This is a genomic window from Aminobacterium thunnarium (assembly GCF_055390565.1).
In genome coordinates, this window is the sequence record NZ_AP042412.1 from 2177564 (window position 1) to 2196858 (window position 19295).

The 19295-nt window shown below is 40.4% G+C and carries 21 protein-coding genes; 8 read left to right on the forward strand and 13 right to left on the reverse strand.

Translation table 11 applies throughout. The features are described from left to right. Positions 1–12: 12 nt before the first annotated feature. Positions 13–1224, forward strand: coding sequence for an aspartate kinase (locus ACZ5GY_RS10615; protein WP_464111854.1), 1212 nt, complete (start codon positions 13–15; stop codon positions 1222–1224). Beyond that, a complete protein-coding gene (locus ACZ5GY_RS10620) occupies positions 1224–2321 on the forward strand; it encodes an aspartate aminotransferase family protein (RefSeq protein WP_213701452.1) in 1098 nt (365 codons plus the stop codon). The genes ACZ5GY_RS10615 and ACZ5GY_RS10620 overlap by 1 nt, the downstream gene beginning before the upstream one ends. Positions 2322–2352: 31 nt before the next feature. Here ACZ5GY_RS10620 and ACZ5GY_RS10625 read toward each other — a convergent pair whose 3' ends face one another. From ACZ5GY_RS10625 to ACZ5GY_RS10650, 6 genes are read right to left on the reverse strand one after another with little or no spacing between them, the layout of a single operon-like run. After that, the gene (locus ACZ5GY_RS10625; RefSeq protein ID WP_464111855.1) at positions 2353–3138 is read right to left on the reverse strand and encodes an Mrp/NBP35 family ATP-binding protein; all 786 of its coding nucleotides are present in this window, start codon (positions 3136–3138) and stop codon (positions 2353–2355) included. 17 nt (positions 3139–3155) lie between these two features. Continuing rightward, positions 3156–3473, reverse strand: coding sequence for a NifB/NifX family molybdenum-iron cluster-binding protein (locus ACZ5GY_RS10630; protein ID WP_213690094.1), 318 nt, complete (start codon positions 3471–3473; stop codon positions 3156–3158). Between the two features lie 11 nt (positions 3474–3484). Beyond that, complete coding sequence (locus tag ACZ5GY_RS10635; RefSeq protein WP_213690095.1) at positions 3485–4363, reverse strand: ATP-binding protein; 879 nt, start codon at positions 4361–4363, stop codon at positions 3485–3487. Beyond that, positions 4360–5205, reverse strand: coding sequence for an ATP-binding protein (locus ACZ5GY_RS10640; protein WP_213699211.1), 846 nt, complete (start codon positions 5203–5205; stop codon positions 4360–4362). The genes ACZ5GY_RS10635 and ACZ5GY_RS10640 overlap by 4 nt, the downstream gene beginning before the upstream one ends. Before the next feature lie 9 nt (positions 5206–5214). Beyond that, positions 5215–5565: a NifB/NifX family molybdenum-iron cluster-binding protein gene (locus ACZ5GY_RS10645; protein WP_464111856.1), complete on the reverse strand. Its 351-nt coding sequence runs from the start codon at positions 5563–5565 to the stop codon at positions 5215–5217. Between the two features lie 14 nt (positions 5566–5579). Further along, complete coding sequence (locus ACZ5GY_RS10650) at positions 5580–5873, reverse strand: DUF5320 domain-containing protein (RefSeq protein WP_464111857.1); 294 nt, start codon at positions 5871–5873, stop codon at positions 5580–5582. Between the two features lie 100 nt (positions 5874–5973). Here ACZ5GY_RS10650 and ACZ5GY_RS10655 point away from each other — a divergent pair, with 100 nt between their 5' ends. The 4 genes from ACZ5GY_RS10655 (at position 5974) to ACZ5GY_RS10670 (ending at position 8953) form a co-directional block, all read left to right on the forward strand. Beyond that, a complete protein-coding gene (locus ACZ5GY_RS10655; protein WP_213690099.1) occupies positions 5974–6531 on the forward strand; it encodes a Fur family transcriptional regulator in 558 nt (185 codons plus the stop codon). Between the two features lie 37 nt (positions 6532–6568). Further along, a complete protein-coding gene (locus ACZ5GY_RS10660) occupies positions 6569–7015 on the forward strand; it encodes a CGGC domain-containing protein (protein ID WP_213690100.1) in 447 nt (148 codons plus the stop codon). Between the two features lie 252 nt (positions 7016–7267). After that, positions 7268–8356, forward strand: a complete 1089-nt coding sequence (locus ACZ5GY_RS10665) for a 2,3-butanediol dehydrogenase (RefSeq protein WP_213695356.1) — start codon at positions 7268–7270, stop codon at positions 8354–8356. A 162-nt stretch (positions 8357–8518) separates the two neighbouring features. Further along, on the forward strand, positions 8519–8953 hold the full coding sequence (locus ACZ5GY_RS10670; RefSeq protein ID WP_213691089.1) for a response regulator: 435 nt from the start codon (positions 8519–8521) through the stop codon (positions 8951–8953). Positions 8954–9047: 94 nt separating this feature from the next. Here ACZ5GY_RS10670 and ACZ5GY_RS10675 read toward each other — a convergent pair whose 3' ends face one another. The 5 genes from ACZ5GY_RS10675 to ACZ5GY_RS10695 all read right to left on the reverse strand — a co-directional run bounded on the left by ACZ5GY_RS10675 (position 9048) and on the right by ACZ5GY_RS10695 (position 15095). Then, complete coding sequence (locus ACZ5GY_RS10675) at positions 9048–10631, reverse strand: AbgT family transporter (protein ID WP_464111858.1); 1584 nt, start codon at positions 10629–10631, stop codon at positions 9048–9050. A gap of 197 nt (positions 10632–10828) precedes the next feature. Further along, a complete protein-coding gene (locus ACZ5GY_RS10680; protein WP_213695354.1) occupies positions 10829–12505 on the reverse strand; it encodes a M28 family peptidase in 1677 nt (558 codons plus the stop codon). Between the two features lie 2 nt (positions 12506–12507). Continuing rightward, on the reverse strand, positions 12508–13287 hold the full coding sequence (locus ACZ5GY_RS10685; RefSeq protein ID WP_213692042.1) for a creatininase family protein: 780 nt from the start codon (positions 13285–13287) through the stop codon (positions 12508–12510). A gap of 77 nt (positions 13288–13364) precedes the next feature. Further along, positions 13365–14843 (reverse strand): sodium:solute symporter family transporter, encoded by a 1479-nt coding sequence (locus tag ACZ5GY_RS10690; RefSeq protein ID WP_213699207.1) that lies wholly within the window; start codon positions 14841–14843, stop codon positions 13365–13367. 12 nt (positions 14844–14855) lie between these two features. Beyond that, positions 14856–15095 (reverse strand): hypothetical protein, encoded by a 240-nt coding sequence (locus tag ACZ5GY_RS10695; protein ID WP_213692040.1) that lies wholly within the window; start codon positions 15093–15095, stop codon positions 14856–14858. Positions 15096–15635: 540 nt separating this feature from the next. Between ACZ5GY_RS10695 and iadA the strand changes: the two genes are divergently transcribed. After that, positions 15636–16814: a beta-aspartyl-peptidase gene (iadA, locus tag ACZ5GY_RS10700; RefSeq protein WP_464111859.1), complete on the forward strand. Its 1179-nt coding sequence runs from the start codon at positions 15636–15638 to the stop codon at positions 16812–16814. A 74-nt stretch (positions 16815–16888) separates the two neighbouring features. Here iadA and ACZ5GY_RS10705 read toward each other — a convergent pair whose 3' ends face one another. Next, a complete protein-coding gene (locus ACZ5GY_RS10705) occupies positions 16889–17599 on the reverse strand; it encodes a GntR family transcriptional regulator (RefSeq protein WP_213692039.1) in 711 nt (236 codons plus the stop codon). A gap of 178 nt (positions 17600–17777) precedes the next feature. On the opposite strand from ACZ5GY_RS10705, the gene ACZ5GY_RS10710 reads away from it, so the two are divergent. After that, on the forward strand, positions 17778–18401 hold the full coding sequence (locus ACZ5GY_RS10710) for a PHP domain-containing protein (protein WP_307879640.1): 624 nt from the start codon (positions 17778–17780) through the stop codon (positions 18399–18401). Here ACZ5GY_RS10710 and ACZ5GY_RS10715 read toward each other — a convergent pair. Next, positions 18398–19273, reverse strand: coding sequence for a hypothetical protein (locus ACZ5GY_RS10715; protein ID WP_464111860.1), 876 nt, complete (start codon positions 19271–19273; stop codon positions 18398–18400). The genes ACZ5GY_RS10710 and ACZ5GY_RS10715 overlap by 4 nt on opposite strands. Positions 19274–19295 lie beyond the last annotated feature (22 nt).

Sequence of the window (19295 nt, forward strand, 5' to 3'; positions counted from 1 at the left end):
AGGCTTTACAAAGTGATCGTACAGAAATATGGTGGGTCGTCAGTTGCAACACCAGAGAAGATTCGAGCTATAGCAGAAAAAATAAAGAAACGCGTAGAGGAAGGCGAAAAACTCGTTGTTGTTGTTTCAGCTATGGGAAAGACAACGAATAATCTTATTGAACTTGCAAGCCAGGTTTCATCAGATCCTTTGCCGCGTGAGCTTGATATGTTATTGGCTACTGGTGAACAGACGTCTGCGGCTCTTCTTTCCATGTCGCTTAATGACCTTGGTGTTCCAGCTGTATCGTATAATGCCTTCCAGCTCGGTATGATCACCACGGGAGCATTCTGCAACGCCCGTATTGTAGATATAGACATGAAGAAATTGGAGCGAGAATTTCAGCGGCGTCATGTTATCGTTGTTACAGGATTTCAAGGAATTACTCCAGAGGGAGAAATCACGACTTTAGGCCGTGGCGGGTCAGATACATCAGCAGTTGCCATTGCGGCAAAAGCCAGTGCCCGATGTGAGATATACAGTGATGTTGCTGGAATTTATACATGTGATCCCAAGGTATGTCCTAACGCTAAGAAACTTCAGTATGTTACATATGATGAAGTGTTAGAACTATCATCAATGGGAGCTAAAGTTCTTCATTCAAGGGCTGTGGAAATAGCGAAGAAATATAACGTTGAACTTTATTGTGCCTCTACATTTTCAGATGAAAGGGGGACTCTTGTGGTGAGTACATTACCTGAATGGCTGGAACAGCCTGTCGTTACAGGTGTTACTTCTGATAAAAACCAGAGAAAAGTGACAATTAGTCCTATGCCCGGAGGCATTGAAGCGATGAGCGCACTGTTCACAGCTCTTGCTGACGAAGGTGTAAATGTGGATATGATATCCACAGTAAACGATAGTGGCCATTCTTATCTGACTTTTACTGTTGTTGAAGGAAAGAGTGCCGTTGTACAACGTACAGTTGAGAAGGTACTTTCTCCATATGAAAACTGGCGTCTCTCAGAAGAGGATGACGTTGCGAAAATATCTACTGTTGGTGTTGGTATGGAATCGTCACCTGGTGTTGCAGCTAGATTCTTTTCAGCTCTTTGCAGAGAAAAAATTCGTATGTATGGAACGAGTACCTCAGAGATAAAAATATCGACTCTTGTAGCACGGACGGAAGCGGATCGGGCTGTTCAGGCATTGGTACATGAATTTGGCTTAACGGAGAGCTTATAATGCTTTGTCCTGTCTATCATCCCTATAATCTTACGGTTCAATCTGCCCTAGGCATTGAAATTAGTACAAATGAAGGGGTTTTCCTCGATACCTTTGCCGGAATAGGCGTGTTACCTCTGGGGCATAGTCATCCAGACGTTGTTCACGCAATAACGGAGAAAGTAAAACGTTTTTCTCATCTGTCAAATTATTTTCTTGATCCTGATGCGGTGAAAGTTGCAGAGCTCCTTTGCAAAATGGCGGAAACAGAAGACGGGCATGTCTATTTTTCAAATTCAGGAGCTGAAGCATCTGAAGCGGCAATTAAAGCGATTATTAAGAACAGGAAGGGATCTTTAGTTTCTTTTATGGGAAATTTCCATGGACGTACTTGTGGTTCTCTTTCGGTTACATGGAATCCTGTCATTCGTGAACCCTTTGAGCCATTATTGCCTAACGTTGCTTTTCTTCCTAAAGATGCCAACGCTTTTAGAGAATACGCAGCTTCTCATGATATAGCCGGTGTCTTTCTTGAATGCGTTCAAGGAAATTCCGGTGTATTGCCTCTTCCCGATGCTCTTATTGAGGCTGTTTCAGATTTGCGAGATAGCAAAGATTATCTTATTGTAGCCGATGAAATACAGGCTGGATTGGGACGAACCGGACAATTCTTTTCATTTCAGAATTGGGACATAGAACCTGATATTATTACATGTGGGAAAGGTATTGGCGGTGGTTTACCACTGGGTGCTGCCATCTTTTGTGACTGGTCCCCTTTTGCTGAGGGTGATCACGGATCTACATTTGCTCCCAATCCTGTTTCTTTAGCAGCTGGAAAAGTTATATTGAACGCTCTGACAGAATCCTTTTTAGCTGAAGTGAGGGAAAAGGGTGCCTATTTTAAAGAGCAATTACAACGTCTCTCATGGGCTATGGATATTCGTCAGCTTGGCTTGATGATTGGTGTCTCCACTGAAGGAGATGCTCAGGAAATTCGCCAAAAAGCCTATGAGCGTAAAGTCTTGCTCAATGTAGCAGGAGGCAGCGTTCGTCTTTTGCCAGCTTTAAATATTACACATGAAGAGATCGACGAAATTATAAGACGTCTTACCTTTTAATAAATCAAGAGCCGCTTTTGCGGCTCTTGATTTATCTTTTTGTAATATTTAATTGTTCGAGTAGGCTTTCTGCAAGTTTTTTAAACATCTCATCATTTTTGTAACTTTCAATCTCGCTTTTATCTGCAAGTTGACCTAATTTAGGATCAATTGGGAGGCGCATTAATACAGGGATAGCAAATTTTTCTTTGATTTCATCAATATGGCTAGGTCCAAAAATTTCCATAACCTTGCCACAATAAGGGCATGTAAAAGAGCACATATTTTCAATAGCGCCTAAGAGCGGAACATCCATCATTTGAGTCATATTAAGGGCTTTTTCAACAACCATAACAGCAAGATCTTGAGGTGAAGTTACAACGACGAATCCATCAAGATGGATTGTTTGCATTACAGTAAGAGGAGCGTCAGCTGTTCCTGGAGGTAGGTCGACGATAACAAAATCAGTATTTTCCCAAGCAACATCTTTCCAAAACTGTTTTATTACGTTACTTATTATCGGTCCTCGCCAAACAACAGGTTTTGTCGGCTCGTCAAGAAGCAGGTTAATAGAAATAACCTTAATGTTAAAAATAGGAGAAGCTGGCGGAATAAGCCCTTCTGGAGTTCCATAAGGAGCGTCATGAACTCCCATAAGTTTAGGTATTGAAGGGCCTGTAATATCTGCGTCTAAAATACCTACAGAATAACCTTTTTTGGCAAGAGCTATGGCAAGAAGGCACGAGACGGAACTTTTACCAACCCCCCCTTTCCCACTCCCTACAGCAATAACATGTTTAACATTTTTGGACACAAATTCTGTAGCAGGTTTTGCCATTTTTTTCTCCTTCACAACTATAGAGTTTTTTTAATGTTGTTAAGAGCTTCTTCGAGTGTAAGTCCCTCTGCTTTGAAATATTTAATGCCAGCTTGTGCTAAAGCATCTTCAGCATTTGGTCCTAAACGAGGAACAATAACGGCATCAATATTATATTTTGAAAGCAGACGAACAGCGGCTCCCCCAGCTCCATGCCCTTGTTCCGATAGAGAGTTTTCAATAGTTTCGATAATTTGTCCATTATCATTAAGAATTACAAAATAAGGAGCCCGGGCAAAACGTTCAGCTATAAGGCTTTTTATATTTGGTTCATTAACAGCTGCAGCAATACGCATATGTGTACACCTCACATTTTTATGTTATTGATTATTTGAAGCAAGTTTGTATAAATAGTTTCTATTTCCGGATGCAAAGAGTCTAAAGGAATTTCTTCACTCGATATCGCTTCTACAACACTAGGCCTGAAAGGAATAGAACCCAGAAATTGCCAATTTTTGTTTTTGATCTGGTCTTGTATTTCTGCATTTCTTATTTCTGAAAGATCTGCTTTATTGAGAATAACAGCTAAGGGAACTTCCAAAGAGGAACACAAATCACCAAGACGAAGAAGATCATGAAGACCTGATAGAGAAGGCTCTGTAACAGCTACAGCCAATGTTGCCCCTGTTAGCGCCGAAATTGCCGGGCAAGATATTCCAGGAGGTCCGTCAACAATAATAAGAGGGTAATTATTTTTGATTGCTTCCTGACGAACTTCTCGGCGAAGCTTGGCAACAAGCATTCCAGAATTTTCTTCTCCAGCATGAAGACGAGCATGCCAGAGGGGCCCCAAAGATGTTTCTCCCCGCCAATATTGGCCCTGTTCATATGAATTCATAGTAATAGCATTTTTAGGGCATACAAGAGCGCAACCACCACATCCCTCACATTTCCATAACAATGAAGTGATGCCATTGATTTCTTTCTTGATAGCATCAAAACGACAGAAATTGACACATGCTCCGCACAAATTGCAAAGGTTAGAATCTATTTCAGGTACTTTTCTGCCGCTAAATGAAAAGGATTGTCCATCGTTAGGATGAAGTAAAAGCTGGAGGTTAGGTGCATCTACATCTACATCACAAAAGAGGGCTTTCTTGCTGAAGAGAGCACATAATGCTGACACAACTGATGTTTTACCTGTGCCTCCTTTGCCACTGACAACAACGATTTCTTTGGGAATCATGAGAGCACCTCTTTAACATGGCCGAGAATAGTATATGTTGCTTCTTGCCATCTTTGATCTACACAAAAGGGAGCTATTCCCTCGGCATAAGCATGTGCAACTTTTTTTGAAAATGGCAAACAAGCAAGTATCGGTATATTTATCTTCTTGCAAAATGCTTCTGTCTCTTCTTTATTACCGAGATCAGATCGGTTAATAACAACAGCTGCAGGAATCCGAAGCTCTTGAACCGTTTCTGCCGCTAAAGCAAGGTCAGAAAGGCCGAAAGGCGTCGGTTCTGTAACTAAAACAACGAAATGTGATTGTTCGACAGCTGCAACCATTGGGCATGCTGTTCCCGGAGGTCCGTCTACAATTTGCGGAAAGGGTAAAGAATTTGCCTTTTCAAGAGCAGCATGGATAACGGGAACTGGATTAGGTTCTCCTATAGTTAATCTTCCTTCGATAAACCACCAATTTTTTGTATGTTTAATATTTAAATCCCCTATTTTTATTTGGCTTTCTTTAATAGCTTTTTGAGGGCATACATATTCACATACGCCACATCCATGACACAGTTTTTCATTAACCAGAGGAGGATTCATACCAAATTGATTAAGAGCTCCAAAAGCACAATTATCAGCACATATGCCGCATCCGATACATCGTTGAATATCTATCTTAGGAATAACCTTATAAATAGATTCTTTTTCTGGATTTTGAATGTTTAAAACCAAGCCAAGATCTGGTTCATCGACGTCGAGATCAATAATTGTTCCTTCTTGAAGAGCAGAAGCAAGAGAGGAGGCAACACATGTTTTGCCTGTTCCTCCCTTGCCGCTAACTACAGTTAATCGAAACATATTTTCCTCCTAATGAGAAGAATGATCGTGACTACATTGGTCGCCAACAATCTCAAGGGAATTATCAAGAAATTCGCCGAGTATCTTTTCTACAGAGAGGGGTTGAACGCAAGCTACATCTACTCCTCCATCTCTCAACATTTGAGATGCCCTTTGTCCAATACCACCGGTGATGAGAAGGTTGGCACCTAAAGATGCAATCCAACGAGGCATGGCTCCAGGTATATGTTCTCCTTCTGGAGGTATAGCAATTTCCCGTGATATTTCCTTTTGATTTTCTACGTTAACAACGAGAAACTCTTTTACGTGTCCAAAATGTTCTGATACAACGTCTCCATTTTTAGCGATTGCGATTTTCATGGGAAAGCTCCTTTTTATTTATTTTCTTCAAGTTCTGCTATGCGTTTACGAATATGTTCCATTTCATTTTCAAGCATAGATAACTCTTCTTTGAGCATACTTCGTTCTTCATCAGTTGAAGGTGCAGAATACCATTCTTCCGGAGCCTCATAGACGCCCCAACCTCTTCCCATGCCACGGCCGAAACCGAAGAAGCAACGACCCCATCGTGGGAATCTTCTACGCGCATATCCTAAGCGACATAAACCTCTTCCGCCACCTGTCATTGGCCCCATTCCGCGCGGTCCTGTCCTATCATAACCAGGCATGTTATTTTCCTCCTTATTGATAATGATTATCATTTGCATATATATACTATTCTCTGCTAAGATAATTGTCAAGGCATATATAAAAAGGAGTTCTCACCTTATGAAACAAAATGATGATATGAGACGAGAAGAGTTTTTTGAAATTCTTAAAAAGGCTGGATTTCGATTAACAAATCAGAGACAGACAATTATAGATGTGCTTATTGAAGGAGAAGCAGAACATGGCAATATACAGCTTATTTGGGAAAAAGCACATGAAAAAGATCCGTCTATAGGTATTGCTACAGTGTATAGAACTGTAGGTCTTCTTTCTGATATGGGGCTTCTTTACCGTTTTTCCCTCGACGAAGGGTTTGAGCGTTTCGAGTTACCCTCATCATCAATTCATTTTCACTTATATTGTCGTTGTTGCGGTAAAGTTTTGCATCTGAAAGAGGAAGAGGAAAAAGAGAAAATTATTAGGGAATGGCTAGAAGAAGCTGGTTTCGAACCAATTCCACAAAGTCTTGAAATGGCTGGCATATGCAGTGATTGTGCAACGAAAGTCAAAGAACATAAAAAAACGAAAGACCTTCCATGTACTGTTTTGGGGAAAGGATGGAGAAGAGGACATTGCGGTCGTCGAAAGGGATGTTTTCGTCACGATGATGACATGTAAAAGACGATGACATATAAAAACGGAGGGGGAATTGGTTATGAAAGATGTTGTACGTGTCGGTATTATTATTTGTAACAGATACGGAACCTGTGCAGGAGGAAAATGTTTGAAAGCACTCCGTAACAGAGAAGGTGGTTTTGCTCGTTACAAAGACAAAGAGGTGGAACTTGTAGGGTATACGACGTGTAATGGTTGTCCTGGTGGAAATGTCGAATATGCCCCTGCCGAAATGAAAAAAAATGGTGCCGAAGTTATACATCTGGCGACTGGGATGATCGTAGGTTACCCTCCATGTCCTCGAATTGATTATTTTAGAAGGTATATAAAAGAGGCTTTCGGTCTTGAGGTTGTAGTAGGAACCCACCCCATTCCTGAAAAGTACTATACTGTTCATTCCGCTCTTGGTACATGGAATTCCCCAATGTGGCAAGAGCTGATCTCTGACGTTATTGGCGATGAAAAAATACGTTTGGCTTATAATTAAAAAACCAAACGTTTGTTTAAAGATTAGATATGCAAAAGAGCCGTCATCACAACGGCTCTTTTGCATATCTGCAGAGGCTTTATTACATGCCATCATGAGCGACTAAAGCTAGCCTTTTTTGAGCTTTCATTGGTATTTTACTCCTTTCTTTAACGTAACAAAGAGATGACATTTGCATAAAAAGATAAAAAGTGATATTATTCACTTTAGCTTCAATTTATATGTATACTTTATACAAGTGAGGGGATACAGATGAAGGCAGCTCTTTGGTATGCGCGACATGATGTTCGTGTTGAAGATATTCCTGAACCAGTTCCTGCACGAGGAATGGTTAAGGTGCGTGTAAAATGGTGTGGAATTTGTGGCTCTGACCTTCATGAATTTCTTGGTGGCCCTATCTTTATTCCTGTCGATAAACCTCATCCTTTGAGTGGAGAAAAAGCTCCTGTTGTCTTAGGCCACGAGTTTTCTGGTGAAGTTGTGGAAGTAGGTGAGGACGTTACCTCTCTAAAAGCAGGTGACAGAGTTGTCGTTGAACCTATGCGAGTTTGTCGTCCTGACGATCCTGATATGTGTCCTGCCTGCAGAGAAGGGAAATATAATCTCTGCACTCGATTGGGGTTTCATGGACTTTGCGGTGGTGGCGGCGGATTTGCGGAATATACGACATTTTATGAAGAGTTCGTTCATAAAATTCCTGATACACTCCCATTTGATAAAGCTGCTCTTGTAGAACCTCTTGCTGTTGCTTTGCAGTCTCTTAAGCAGGGAGATTTCTCAATTGGACAAACTGCTTTAGTTCTTGGAGCTGGCCCGATCGGACTTGCTACTATTGAGTCTTTAAAAGCGGCAGGTGCTCGTTTAGTTATCGTTATGCAGAGAAAGTCTATCCGTCAGGAATATGCATTGCGATCTGGGGCAGATGTTGTTCTTGATCCCAACGAAGTTGATGTCCCTTCAGAAGTGAAAAAATTGACGGATGGGTATGGTGTTGATGTAAGCTTTGAAACGACAGGTTCTCAGAGTGGTTTTGATAAAGCTATCGAAAGCGTTAAACCAGGTGGAACAGCTGTTATTACAAGCATTTGGGAAGGAGCTATTTCTTTTAATCCCAATGCTGTTGTTTTCCAAGAAAAGAAAGTCGTGGGAACTATTGCATATCGCCATCTTTTCCCTGCGGCTATAACTATGTTGGCTGATGGTCGTATCAAGGGGGATGGCTGGATAACGAAAAAAGTAGCTCTCGAAAATATCGTAGAAGAAGGTTTTGGAACTCTTACTGGTCCTGAAAAGAAAAAACAAGTAAAAGTTCTTGTTACTCCTGATTCTAGCCTCTTATAATCTTTTGTTTTATAAAGGGACTTTTCTTTAAAAAAGTCCCTTTATTTTTTTCGAAAAACTTTTCGCAAAATTCGCAAAGTAATGCTAGTATATGTAACGCGCATATTCGCTGCCATTTATCGCCACCCCCATATAACATGCACGAAGAAGGGGGAATGTTTTATGATGGTAGAAAAGTGTATGAAACCGGTAGAAATTCTACTTGTAGAAAAAGATGAGAAAGAAGCTTTAAAGATCATTCAAAGCCTAAATGATTGGAAAATTTTCAATACAGTTCACGTTGTTAACAATCGTTATGAAGCTTTAGATTATCTTCGACAAGTAGGCAAATATTGGGATCGTTCCAAACCAGATATTGTTATGGCCGATTGTGATCTTCCAGACCATTGTTGTGAAATGCTTTTGTCTGAAATACGTAATGATCCTGCTCTCTATACTACCCCAATTCTTTTCATTACATCTGTCAATAAATCTGCTCCCTTCGAAACTGCTGATTATATGGTTCGTTTTATAGAAAAGCCTATGTCAGGTCAAAAATATCTTGGCGTGCTTATGTCGTTTGAAAATTTATGGATTACTATTACTCATCTAACATGAAGATTGCAATTAAAAGAGGGCTAAAGAGATGACCTTTATTGTCCTTTTTAAAAGAGAGGCTGCCATTTTAAATGGCAGCCTCTGACATTTTTTCTTACATGAATAATCCTGCACCTGGACCCAGTGGCAGTTTGAGCAAATACCAAATAATGAGCTGGATCGAGAAGCAGATAAGGTACGCGATAGTGTAAGGCATCTCCAGAGAGATGACAGTTCCTATTCCTACAGATTGTTTGTTTCCTTCAGGTTTGTATTGTTCTAGCAAACCAATGATTACAGGAATGTAGTATGAGAGAGGTGAGATAATATTCGATGACGAGTCTCCGATTCGATAAGCAATCTGTGTGAGTGCTGGTGAAAAACCAATGATTGAGAACATGGGGACAAAAATAGGAGCCAGAATTAACCATTTTGCAGATCCGCTCATGATGAAAAGGTTAAGTATTGAACAAAGTAATATGAACATAAGAATGAGAGGAATTCCTCCAAGGTTCATTGATTGCAGCCATTCAGCTCCACGTACAGATAAGATAGTAGCCATATTACTTGTGTTAAAAAGAATAATAAAAAGAGATGCAGGTAGTGCCACTACTAAAAAACTTAAACTGCCTTGAAGCCCTTTCTGCATGAGTTTGGGCACATCTGAAGCTTCTTTTATGGTACCAGAGCCGTATCCATAGGCGATTCCGACAAAGAAGAAGATGAAAAACAAAATAGCGACAACGCTTGAAAGTAATGGAGATTTAGGAACGATGCTTCCGTCATTAGCCCTGAAGAATGAACCTTCGGGAATTGTTAGAACGAGTAAGAACGCGATGCATAGAATTGTTGCGATAAGAGCCCATCGAAGTCCTCTATTTTCCTCAGGAGTTACGACGTGTTTTAAGAGTTCAGATTCATCTTTATGTCCACCTGTATCTCCAAGAATTTTCACGGTAAATCGTTCTGTGACAAAGGTTGTAACAAAAGTAACAGTTAGAGTTGCCATAATAAGAAAGTACCAGTTTATAAGGGGATGCGTAGGTCCTGCAATATTCATTCCTTTAGTTACTGATTCTGTAATACCTGCCAAGAGAGCGTCTGTTCCGGCAATGAAGAAGTTGGCGGTGAATCCTCCAGAAGCAGCTGCAAAGCCTGCAATAATGCCGACCCATGGATTTCGCCCCAGGGCTTTGAATACGGCAGCTCCTATGGCAGGGGTGAAAATAATACCTGCGTCAGAAGCGAGGTTGGCGTTAATACCAACAATGGCAAGGACGGCTGTTACTAAATAAGATGGAGCTCCCATTATGGTTTTTCGCATGAGAGCTGAAATAAGACCAGTCTGTTCTACGAGTCCGATACCCAGCATCATGGTCATAATAAGGCCGAGAGGTGCAAAACCAACGTAGGTTTTGACAAAATTGGCCATAAAGGGACGCAGAGCTTCAAAACTTAACAGGTTTGCGACTTCAACTGTGGTTTGTTTTGCTTCCCCACCGCCGCGGGCGGCGGCAAGATAGGTAACGGATACTCCAGCTTTCGATAGTATGTACGAAAGAGCAATAACAATGAGAGCGAGAATAACGAAAAGCCAGAAAGGGTGAGGTAACTTGTTGCCTATAATTTCGATACCTTTGATGAAACGTTCAAAAAAACCGGGACTGTTTGCTCGCGATTCTTTCTTGTTGTTCACCATTCGTAACCCTCCTCAATAAAAATTGTGTTTCTATTGTACTACAGGGGGGAATATGAGGTGTTAATCGTTGCAAACCAAACTGTGTAGTAATGCTTATATCGAAGGTTGAATATTTCGTCAAGTCTTTTATTTTTAAAAGGGGTTAAGAAATGAATCTTAACCCCTTTTAAAATAATATTTCCACATGTGTGGGTATGTTATCCACAATTTTTTATTTTTTCTAAGAGAAGGAGAATTCTATTTTTCTGTGTTTCGGCAAAGCGGTCAATAATGAGTTTTCCTCTCGCAGTTTGAGGGAGAGAAGAAAAAGCAAGAGAAAGGCCGGGAATGTATTCCAGGCTAATGGCCCAATCTTGTAGCATAGGAGCTTTAAAAGCATAGAGGATTTTATTTAACTGACGTACATAAAACAGTTGTTTTTGAAGAGAAAGCTTCGTTGTGTCAACCCTCTCAATATCCTCAAGCATTTCTGTGATTTCTTTGATATATGTTAGATGAGAAGAGAAGAGAGGTGTTGCAAAACATTTTTTGATTTGTTGAATCAAAGCCCTAATATTAAAGGAAAAAGATTGATTACAAAGAACCCGAGAGGCTGCGGTTAAATAGAGTTGAGCATCTTTTTCAAGGATATCACGACTTACATATGTAGGAAGGTCTTCTTCCGTATGCCACCACCAACTCATAAAGCTATTGGCAGTGGTATCTTGATTGTTTTCAGGCAAAGTTGAAGACCAGATAAAATATGGTGATATTCCTATATTTTGAAAAGATTGGTCCCATCCTCGAACATGATGATTCCATTCACCTTTTTGTCCCGTTATGTCATGTATAGTTTGAGAAGCTATCTCCATAAGGTCAGGCCCAGCAGATATTCTGGAAAAATCAGTTGCCCCTCTCATGCCAGGCATGTCGATATTTGTGTATGCAAGGCAGTTTCTTTCAAGATCAAGGAAATTTCGAGAAGCATATGTGGAAGATCCTGCATATCGTCCATTGGAATGTCCAGACCACCAACATATTTTGAGCCCAAATTTTTTTCCTGTCATTTTTATCGTTTTTTCCGCGAGGTTTAAAGCAATAGCATTACCTGTAGCATTATCTGCTGATCCATAGTGCCATGAATCAAGGTGGTTTCCAACGAGAAGATAGTTTCCATTTTCTTCCTCTGCTGGAATCAACGCTTCGAGTACAGGGATCGTTGTGATTCCTTCTTGAACTTGTGTTGTGATCTTTCCTAACACTCTATCTTTTTTAATGTTGGCTATAAGTTTTTCCCCTGTAGGACGACAGAGAATGACCACTGGAATATGAGGATATATGTGATTTTGTTCAGGTTCAGGAGTTCCCCATATCATATTGACGTTTCCTTCGTGAACTATTGATTCATCTCCCTGTTCCCAAACAGAAATGAAGGCGACAGCACCTCGCCGTTCGGCTTCCATAATAGCTACTGGATTTGACGTTCTTGATACTACGATAACGTTTTGAAAATCTTTATTGTTGGCAGTGTAGTCTGCAAGAAATGTCAGAGGATGGTGCTCTAAAAGATCTTTTTCTACGAATTGTAAATAAGCCTCAATTCCTTCTTTAGGTGTGGAAGAGGTGAAACTCCACGTTTTGCACGGAACGATCTCTTCCTTCTGGCTATATTTGCATAGAAGCTCGGCTCGTTGAGGATTACTAAGAAGAGCAGGATATGAATGAAGTTTCCATTCTATTCCTGCCTTTGTAAGTCTCTCTTTTAAAAAATTGACGGCATCTTTCTCTCCATCGCTTCCTGAAAGACGATTGAATTGAGAAAGATTCTTCATATCATCAAACAAGGTTGTAGCAGAAAGTGACTTGCATAACTCCATTTCTGCGTCGTTAAGCATTTTTATTCTCCTTGTGTTGGAAGGGAAACTTTCAGATATTCCGCGACAAATCGAAGAAGATACTCGGTTACACCGTTGAAAATTTCACTTCCCCATTCCATATTTGCATCTTCCGGTGCGTCTGTTCCACCGTAAGCCCCATTGGATGTTACATCTTTAACGTCACGAATGATTCTGACAGAACCTTTTTCAAAAGCAACAGTGCTGATATGAGTATTTCTTAGTGTTTCGCTAAGATGATGGATCTGGGCAGGGAAAAAGTCTTTCATGTTAACCCAATCTGGTTTTAAAGCCATCATTACAGATGTCTCCTGACCGGCTCCATGCCCGCCTGCCCAAGAAGGATTAAGTTGGCCTGCAAGAACCCACCAATCTACAATAGCAGCCAGCCCCCCTCTTTTGTAAACGGCAAGGGCGGCCTTATCAAGAGAGGGACCATTTCCACCGTGGCCATTCAGGAATATTATTTTTTTAATTCCTGCATTCATAAGACCCATGGCAATTCTAGTCATAACTTCAGCGAGCGTTTCAAGTCCCATGTCAATTGTTCCTGAGAATGACCCGTGATATGGACATACACCGTAAGGCATTGTAGGAAGTAAAAGAATTTCTTCTGGATAAGCAGCTTCGATTTTCTTTGCGAATTCTTCAGGAATGATGTAGTCGGTTCCTAAAGGACCAAGAGGACCATGCTGTTCAACACTTCCAAGGGGTACAAGGGCAACAGTTTCTTTTGTAATTTTTTCTTCAAGTTTTTTCCAAGAAAGAGACGCTAAGTACATTTTGGACACTCCTTTAAGAAAAGAAATAGATATAAAAAGGCCCCGACCTCAGAACTCGGCCGGGGCCTTAGTGTACTTTAAGCGAAATGTTTCTTTATTGTAGCTGTAGAGGCCGGTTGGGTAAATTTACTAACGATAACCATAACCAACATAGCATAAATCCAGCATATGATGAGTGGATTGAACCCAAAAGCCCATGATCTGAATTTGAGGGTCATTAAGACGAAAAGAATTTCACCTACAATAACGGAAGCAAAAGCTCCGGCTTTTGTAGCTCCTTTCCAATACATACCCATAATGATAGGAGCAGACCAAATTCCCAAACCACCAAAGGCAAAAAGAATCAGTTTGAAGATGGTAGCTGGTCGGGATATTCCAAAAAGAATGGCAATGACACCAATAATCACTGTAACAATTCGAGAGAGACGGAATATTTGAGCGTCAGTGGCATCCTTATTGATGAGCTTCTGATAAATATCGCGGGTTACAGCGCCTGTCGAAACGATGAGCAAACTGTCGATTGTTGACATTCCTGCCGCCATGATTCCAGCGATGAGAAGAGTTGATACTATCGGAGAAACACCCTGCTGCAAGATAAGAGGCACAACAAAGTCAATTTGTTTTCCGGTAAGTCCTGGAATAGAAACAATGGCATTAACACCAGACCACTCTATAAGAGTTGCGGCTAGCCACATGCCCAGAGTTCCAAGAAGAACGGCTTTGAACATGACTTTGTAGTCTTTCATGGCAAAGAATTTGGTGAAAAGACCAGGTTGACCAATAGAGAAAAAGCTCCACATAACGATCATCGACACGTAGTTTCCCCAACCATATGATCCGCCCACGCCAGGGTGACTCATATAAGCCGGATTCAATGCGTGAAGTTTTTCAGAAATGGCCGAAAAACCGCCACCAATCTTAACAGAAATAATAAAGGTGATAATAGCGGTTAAAACCATAAGAGAACCCTGTATAACGTCTGTAAGCATAGCTCCTCTTATACCACCGCTCATGCAATAAAGAATGACGATGATACCCATGGCTACAATGCCAACCCATTCAGGAGCACCTGTAAAGGTTCTCAAAATAATGCCGGCACCAATGGTCTGAGCTCCCATCATTGGGATGAGGAAAATGATCATGAGTACAGCGAGAAGAACCCGAAGACCATCTGATTCGTATCGGTCGCCAAGGTAATCGGCCATCGTGAGAAATCCGTGCTTGTGACCGAGTCGAACTAGTTTCCGTCCAACAAAAAGGGCGGGAATGATCATACTAAAGACAAGGCCGGGGACAGAAATGGTCAGTCCTGCAAAGCCTACTTTATAACATGTTGCTGGACATCCCATAAAAGTACTCATGCTATATTGTGTGGAAAAATAAGCAAGACCACTGACGATAGCACCGGCTTTACCACTCATAACAAAGAAGTCACTTAATGTAGATGTATTTTTTGCTGAGTAGTAACCAATAAGTGCCATAATTACAAAGTAACCACCTAAAACTGTGTAAAAAATACCTGGAATGGGATGAATCAAACTTGATACGGCATCCATAAACTTTCCCCCCTAATCTTCGTCGAATTCGTGATATTCAGGGCGACTCATGGCCTGTTTATAGAAAATAAAGATGAGCGCCATTGTTGCTGCGGTGTGAACTGTCCAACCAATAATAAAAGACGGAAGACCGCCCAAAGAGGGAATATATGTTGTAGAAAAGAAAAAGGGAAGCGGGAGCATAATAAGTACGTACATAAACATAAAAATAAAAAACCACTTTTTTTCAAAGGCGTTGCTGAAGACATCCATAAAAAACGACCTCCTTTTCTATTTGTTGCAATACTAGTAATGAGCGTCAATGTTTTTAGTTTGTCGTTTCTTCAGCAGGCACCACTCCCTTCTGATTTTTAAGGGAAAAATGGGGACGTGTAAGCGTCATTCGTTGGAACGTAAAAAGAAATATAAAGAGCGATGAAAAAAAAGAAAAAGTACATAAAAAGAGTATATATGTTTTTTTACATCCCCATGTTTTTATGGATACATAAAAATATCCAAGAACAAAAATATTTTATCGCTATTCTTTTTTTATTGCAAGTAAAACCTTTAAAACAAGCTTCATTTGACACTTTCTTATATCTGTATTTTTTTGATACAATATATCTGTTTTAAAATTTATCTATATTTTGCGTATACGTTTAAATGTACATATTATCGATTTGAATGAGGAGGAAATATAAAATGCACGTGTATTGTTGCCCTCTACGAAGTAAAAAAGTTTTTCAATATTTCCCTTACGTATTAAACTTAAGAATACCAATGTGTAATTTTAGATAAAGTAGGTTGGTTATAATGAGACTCTTATTAATTCAAAACGCAGAAATATATACCCCTGTTCATTTAGGGAAGCACGATATTTTAATAGCGGGCAAATCTATTCTTGCACTTGAAACAACAATTTCAAAAGAGGCTGTTTTAGCTATTGATCCTGAAGCAATCATAATTGACGTTCAAAGTGCTTTTGTTGTTCCTGGGCTCATTGATAGCCATGTTCACTTTAATGGAGCAGGAGGAGAAGGGGGTCCCCATTTCAGAACACCTCCTTTGCAACTGAGTCGTTTTATTAGTGCAGGTATTACAACTGCGGTAGCACCTTTAGGTACTGACGGAATATCACGATCGCTGAAAGAATTATTGGCAAAGGCTCGTTCTCTTGAAAACGAAGGCATTTCTACATACATGTATACGGGGGCGTACGGTGTTCCTTCCGTAACTATTACAGAGAGCGTAATGTCTGATATTGTTCTTATAGACAAGATCATTGGGACTAAAATAGCTCTTTCAGATCATCGTTCGTCACATCCAACTGTAGAAGAATTACGACGCATTATTTCAGATGCTCGAGTAGGCGGAATGCTATCTGGAAAGGCAGGCGTTGTTGAGGCTCATATGGGAGGAGAATCCATAGGGTTACATATAATAGAACAAGCTCTTGAAGGAACCGATATCCCTCTGGGCCAAATTATTCCTACCCACGTTAACCGGAATGGAAAACTTTATACTCAGGCGTTGAATTATTGTAATAATGGTGGCGTTATAGATCTCACTACGAGTATGGGAAATGATGGTAACTCAGTAAAACCAAGTGAGGGAATAGCAAGAGCTATGAAAGAACAAGTTCCTATCTCTCATCTCACGATGAGTACTGATGGCAACGGAAGTATGCCAGAGTTTGATTCTTCGGGAGAGCTTGTAAAAATGGGTATAGGAGAACCTTTTTCGTTGTTTAGAGAGCTAAAAGATTGTGTCTGCGACGAAAAAATAAGTCTTGAGGTTGCTTTAAAGCTAGTGACACAAAATGTAGCGGAACGATTGAAACTATTGAATAAGGGGCACATTGCTCCTGGCGTTGACGGTGACGTTCTTGTTATTTCACCTACATCTTTTAGGTTAGAATATGTCATAGCTAAGGGTGAAGTTATGATGAGTGAAGGAAAAATTGTTAAAAAAGGAATTTTTGAAGAGATTTAATGGAAGATATAAAGTGTTTAGTTCAAGAAAAAAGGAAGGATTAACTAATCCTTCCTTTTTTCTTGAGTTTCATCTTAGTCTTTAAATTCTTCAAATGTCAATAAAGGCTTGCTCTGAGGGTTGAGCATTGAATTATATGCTGTGATCAAGTGCTCTTGCATTGCTTTTTCTGCGGCAAATCCATCCTTTGCCAGAATAGCTTCTATTATTTTTTCATGTTCTTTATAGCTTAATCGAATATCTGTCTCTGTCCCATTACTTTCTGGTTGTTTTAAATTGTAGAAGCTCATGAAAAAGAAAACATAGAGATTAGAACGCCAAAAGAGCTGTTGAATATATCGATAAAGATATGTATTCCCAGACATTTCGGCGATAGCCATATGAAATTTTTCATTAAGAGCTGCATATTCGTCTTTCGCATTCGCCTGGTATTTCCTTTTTTCTTCCTCATTAAGGCGAACTAAATCCTCTGTTGCTTTTTGATCGGCGTTTTGGGCCGCTCTACGTGCAGCTTTCCCTTCAATAACAATTCTTGAATAGTAAACTTGTTCCATATCGTCTGGAGATAAAAGAGGGACAACGTAACCTTTTTGCCCGGAGGTTTTTTCTAAAAATCCTGTAGAAACTAAGCGTGAAAGTGCTTCACGTATGGGCGTTCGGCTCATGTGTAGTTCATCCACCAGGTTTGTTTCATATATTCGATCTCCCGGTTTAAGTTCATGGGATAAAACAAGATTAATTATTTTTTGAAAAGCTCTGTCGCTAGCTCCTTTCTTTTCTGCCACGACCTCTCCTCCCTATTCGCCACAATCTCTTTGCGAAAACATATTAACATACAGTAACGAATTCAAGGTTATTTGCGTGTTCAATTTTATCTATTGACATGAAGACAGGCTGCTTTATAATTCTTATGGACATAACATATTTTTATAATAGATATAATGAATAAAAAGTAAGGAGGAAATGACCCTGGTTATCGATACGCATCTTCACACTGAAGAATTTTCTTCAGATAGTTTTTTACCTATAGAGAAGGCAATTCAACAAGGCAAAAAAATGGGGCTTGATGGAATTTGTGTTACAGATCATGAAAGTATGGGTATGCGTTCTTATGCTCAGGAATTGAGCATGAAACACAATTTCCTGGTTCTTGTTGGTCTTGAGTTGCTTACATACGAGGGAGATCTGTTAATTTTTGGTCTTGATGCTGTTCCTGAGAAAAAGATGCATGCGCTTGACGTTCTTTCTCTTGTGGAAGAGCAGGGAGGCGTTGCTGTAAGTGCTCATCCTTTTCGGGATAACGGGCGTGGAATGGGCAATTTTATACGTTCGCTTCCTGGCTTGAGCGGAATAGAGGCTTTCAACGGGAGTACCCGCCTGACTCATAATTTTAAAGCACACGTTCTTGCTGAGGAACTGCGTTTACCTCGTCTTGGTGGTAGTGATGCCCATCTTGTTGAGCGAGTAGGACGTTATGCTACTGCTTTCCCTGGAGTGGTACACACTGAAGAAGATTTTATAGGTGCTATCCGCACAGGTAATGTCTATCCAGTTGTTTATGATGTAGATCGGTTTATCAAGGTTTAGAAAAGGTAAGCGATCCATATAACGGCGGTCATTATTGCTGCGCTGACTGGAGCTACTAAAAGGTTATCGAGTTCGAACCTGAAAAACCCTTCTGTAAACAGAGTGGCCAATCCCCCCCACAGAAGAATGAGCCATGGGATCTGCGCTTCCGGGACAAGAGCTCCATAAATAAAACCGCTCATAAGAGCGGCGGCTAAGCAAGCAAGACTTCCTTCGAGTGTTTTCCCTTCAAGCCAGTTTAATTTTCCCCAACGTTTGCCGACAAGAACGGCCCAGGCATCTCCCATGGTTGCCATCATAAGAGCTTGTACAGAAGCAGGGTCAGGAAAGAGAGAAGCAATGAATGCTCCAAGTAAGTAACATGTTGTTGATGATATAGACCGTTCATCTCTTTCTTCTTTTTGAGAGGAGATCGACTTGAACCATTTTTTCAAGAATGGTATGTAATTGGTAATCTTCTCGATGATAAATGCAGCGACTGTTGCAATCATAAGATATTTATTCAGAGCGCCTGGCCCCCAAAGGGGATAAATTACACATGGGAAAATAAGACCGCAATATCTGAACATCTTTCGACGAGCGAGAGGCTCTTTGAGTCCCTTAACGAAAAGAGGCATCTCTTTAGCTAGTGTGAGGCGCCAATTTACAAGAAACCATATTCCTACAGGGATCAGTGCAAGAATACTCCAGAGATTGGTTTCGGCACGAACAAAACCGAGAAACATACCAAAAAGCCACCCTATGTAAAGACAGAAAAAAGGAGCAGCATAAATAGTCAGCCAAAGAGTTATGGCAGCAAAAAGGCCTGCTGCCATTTCAAGAGGAAGCAATATAAAAGAAACCCCCCCTAATAAAATAGCTGATCCTATCATTTTTCCCCTTCCTCTATAAGGA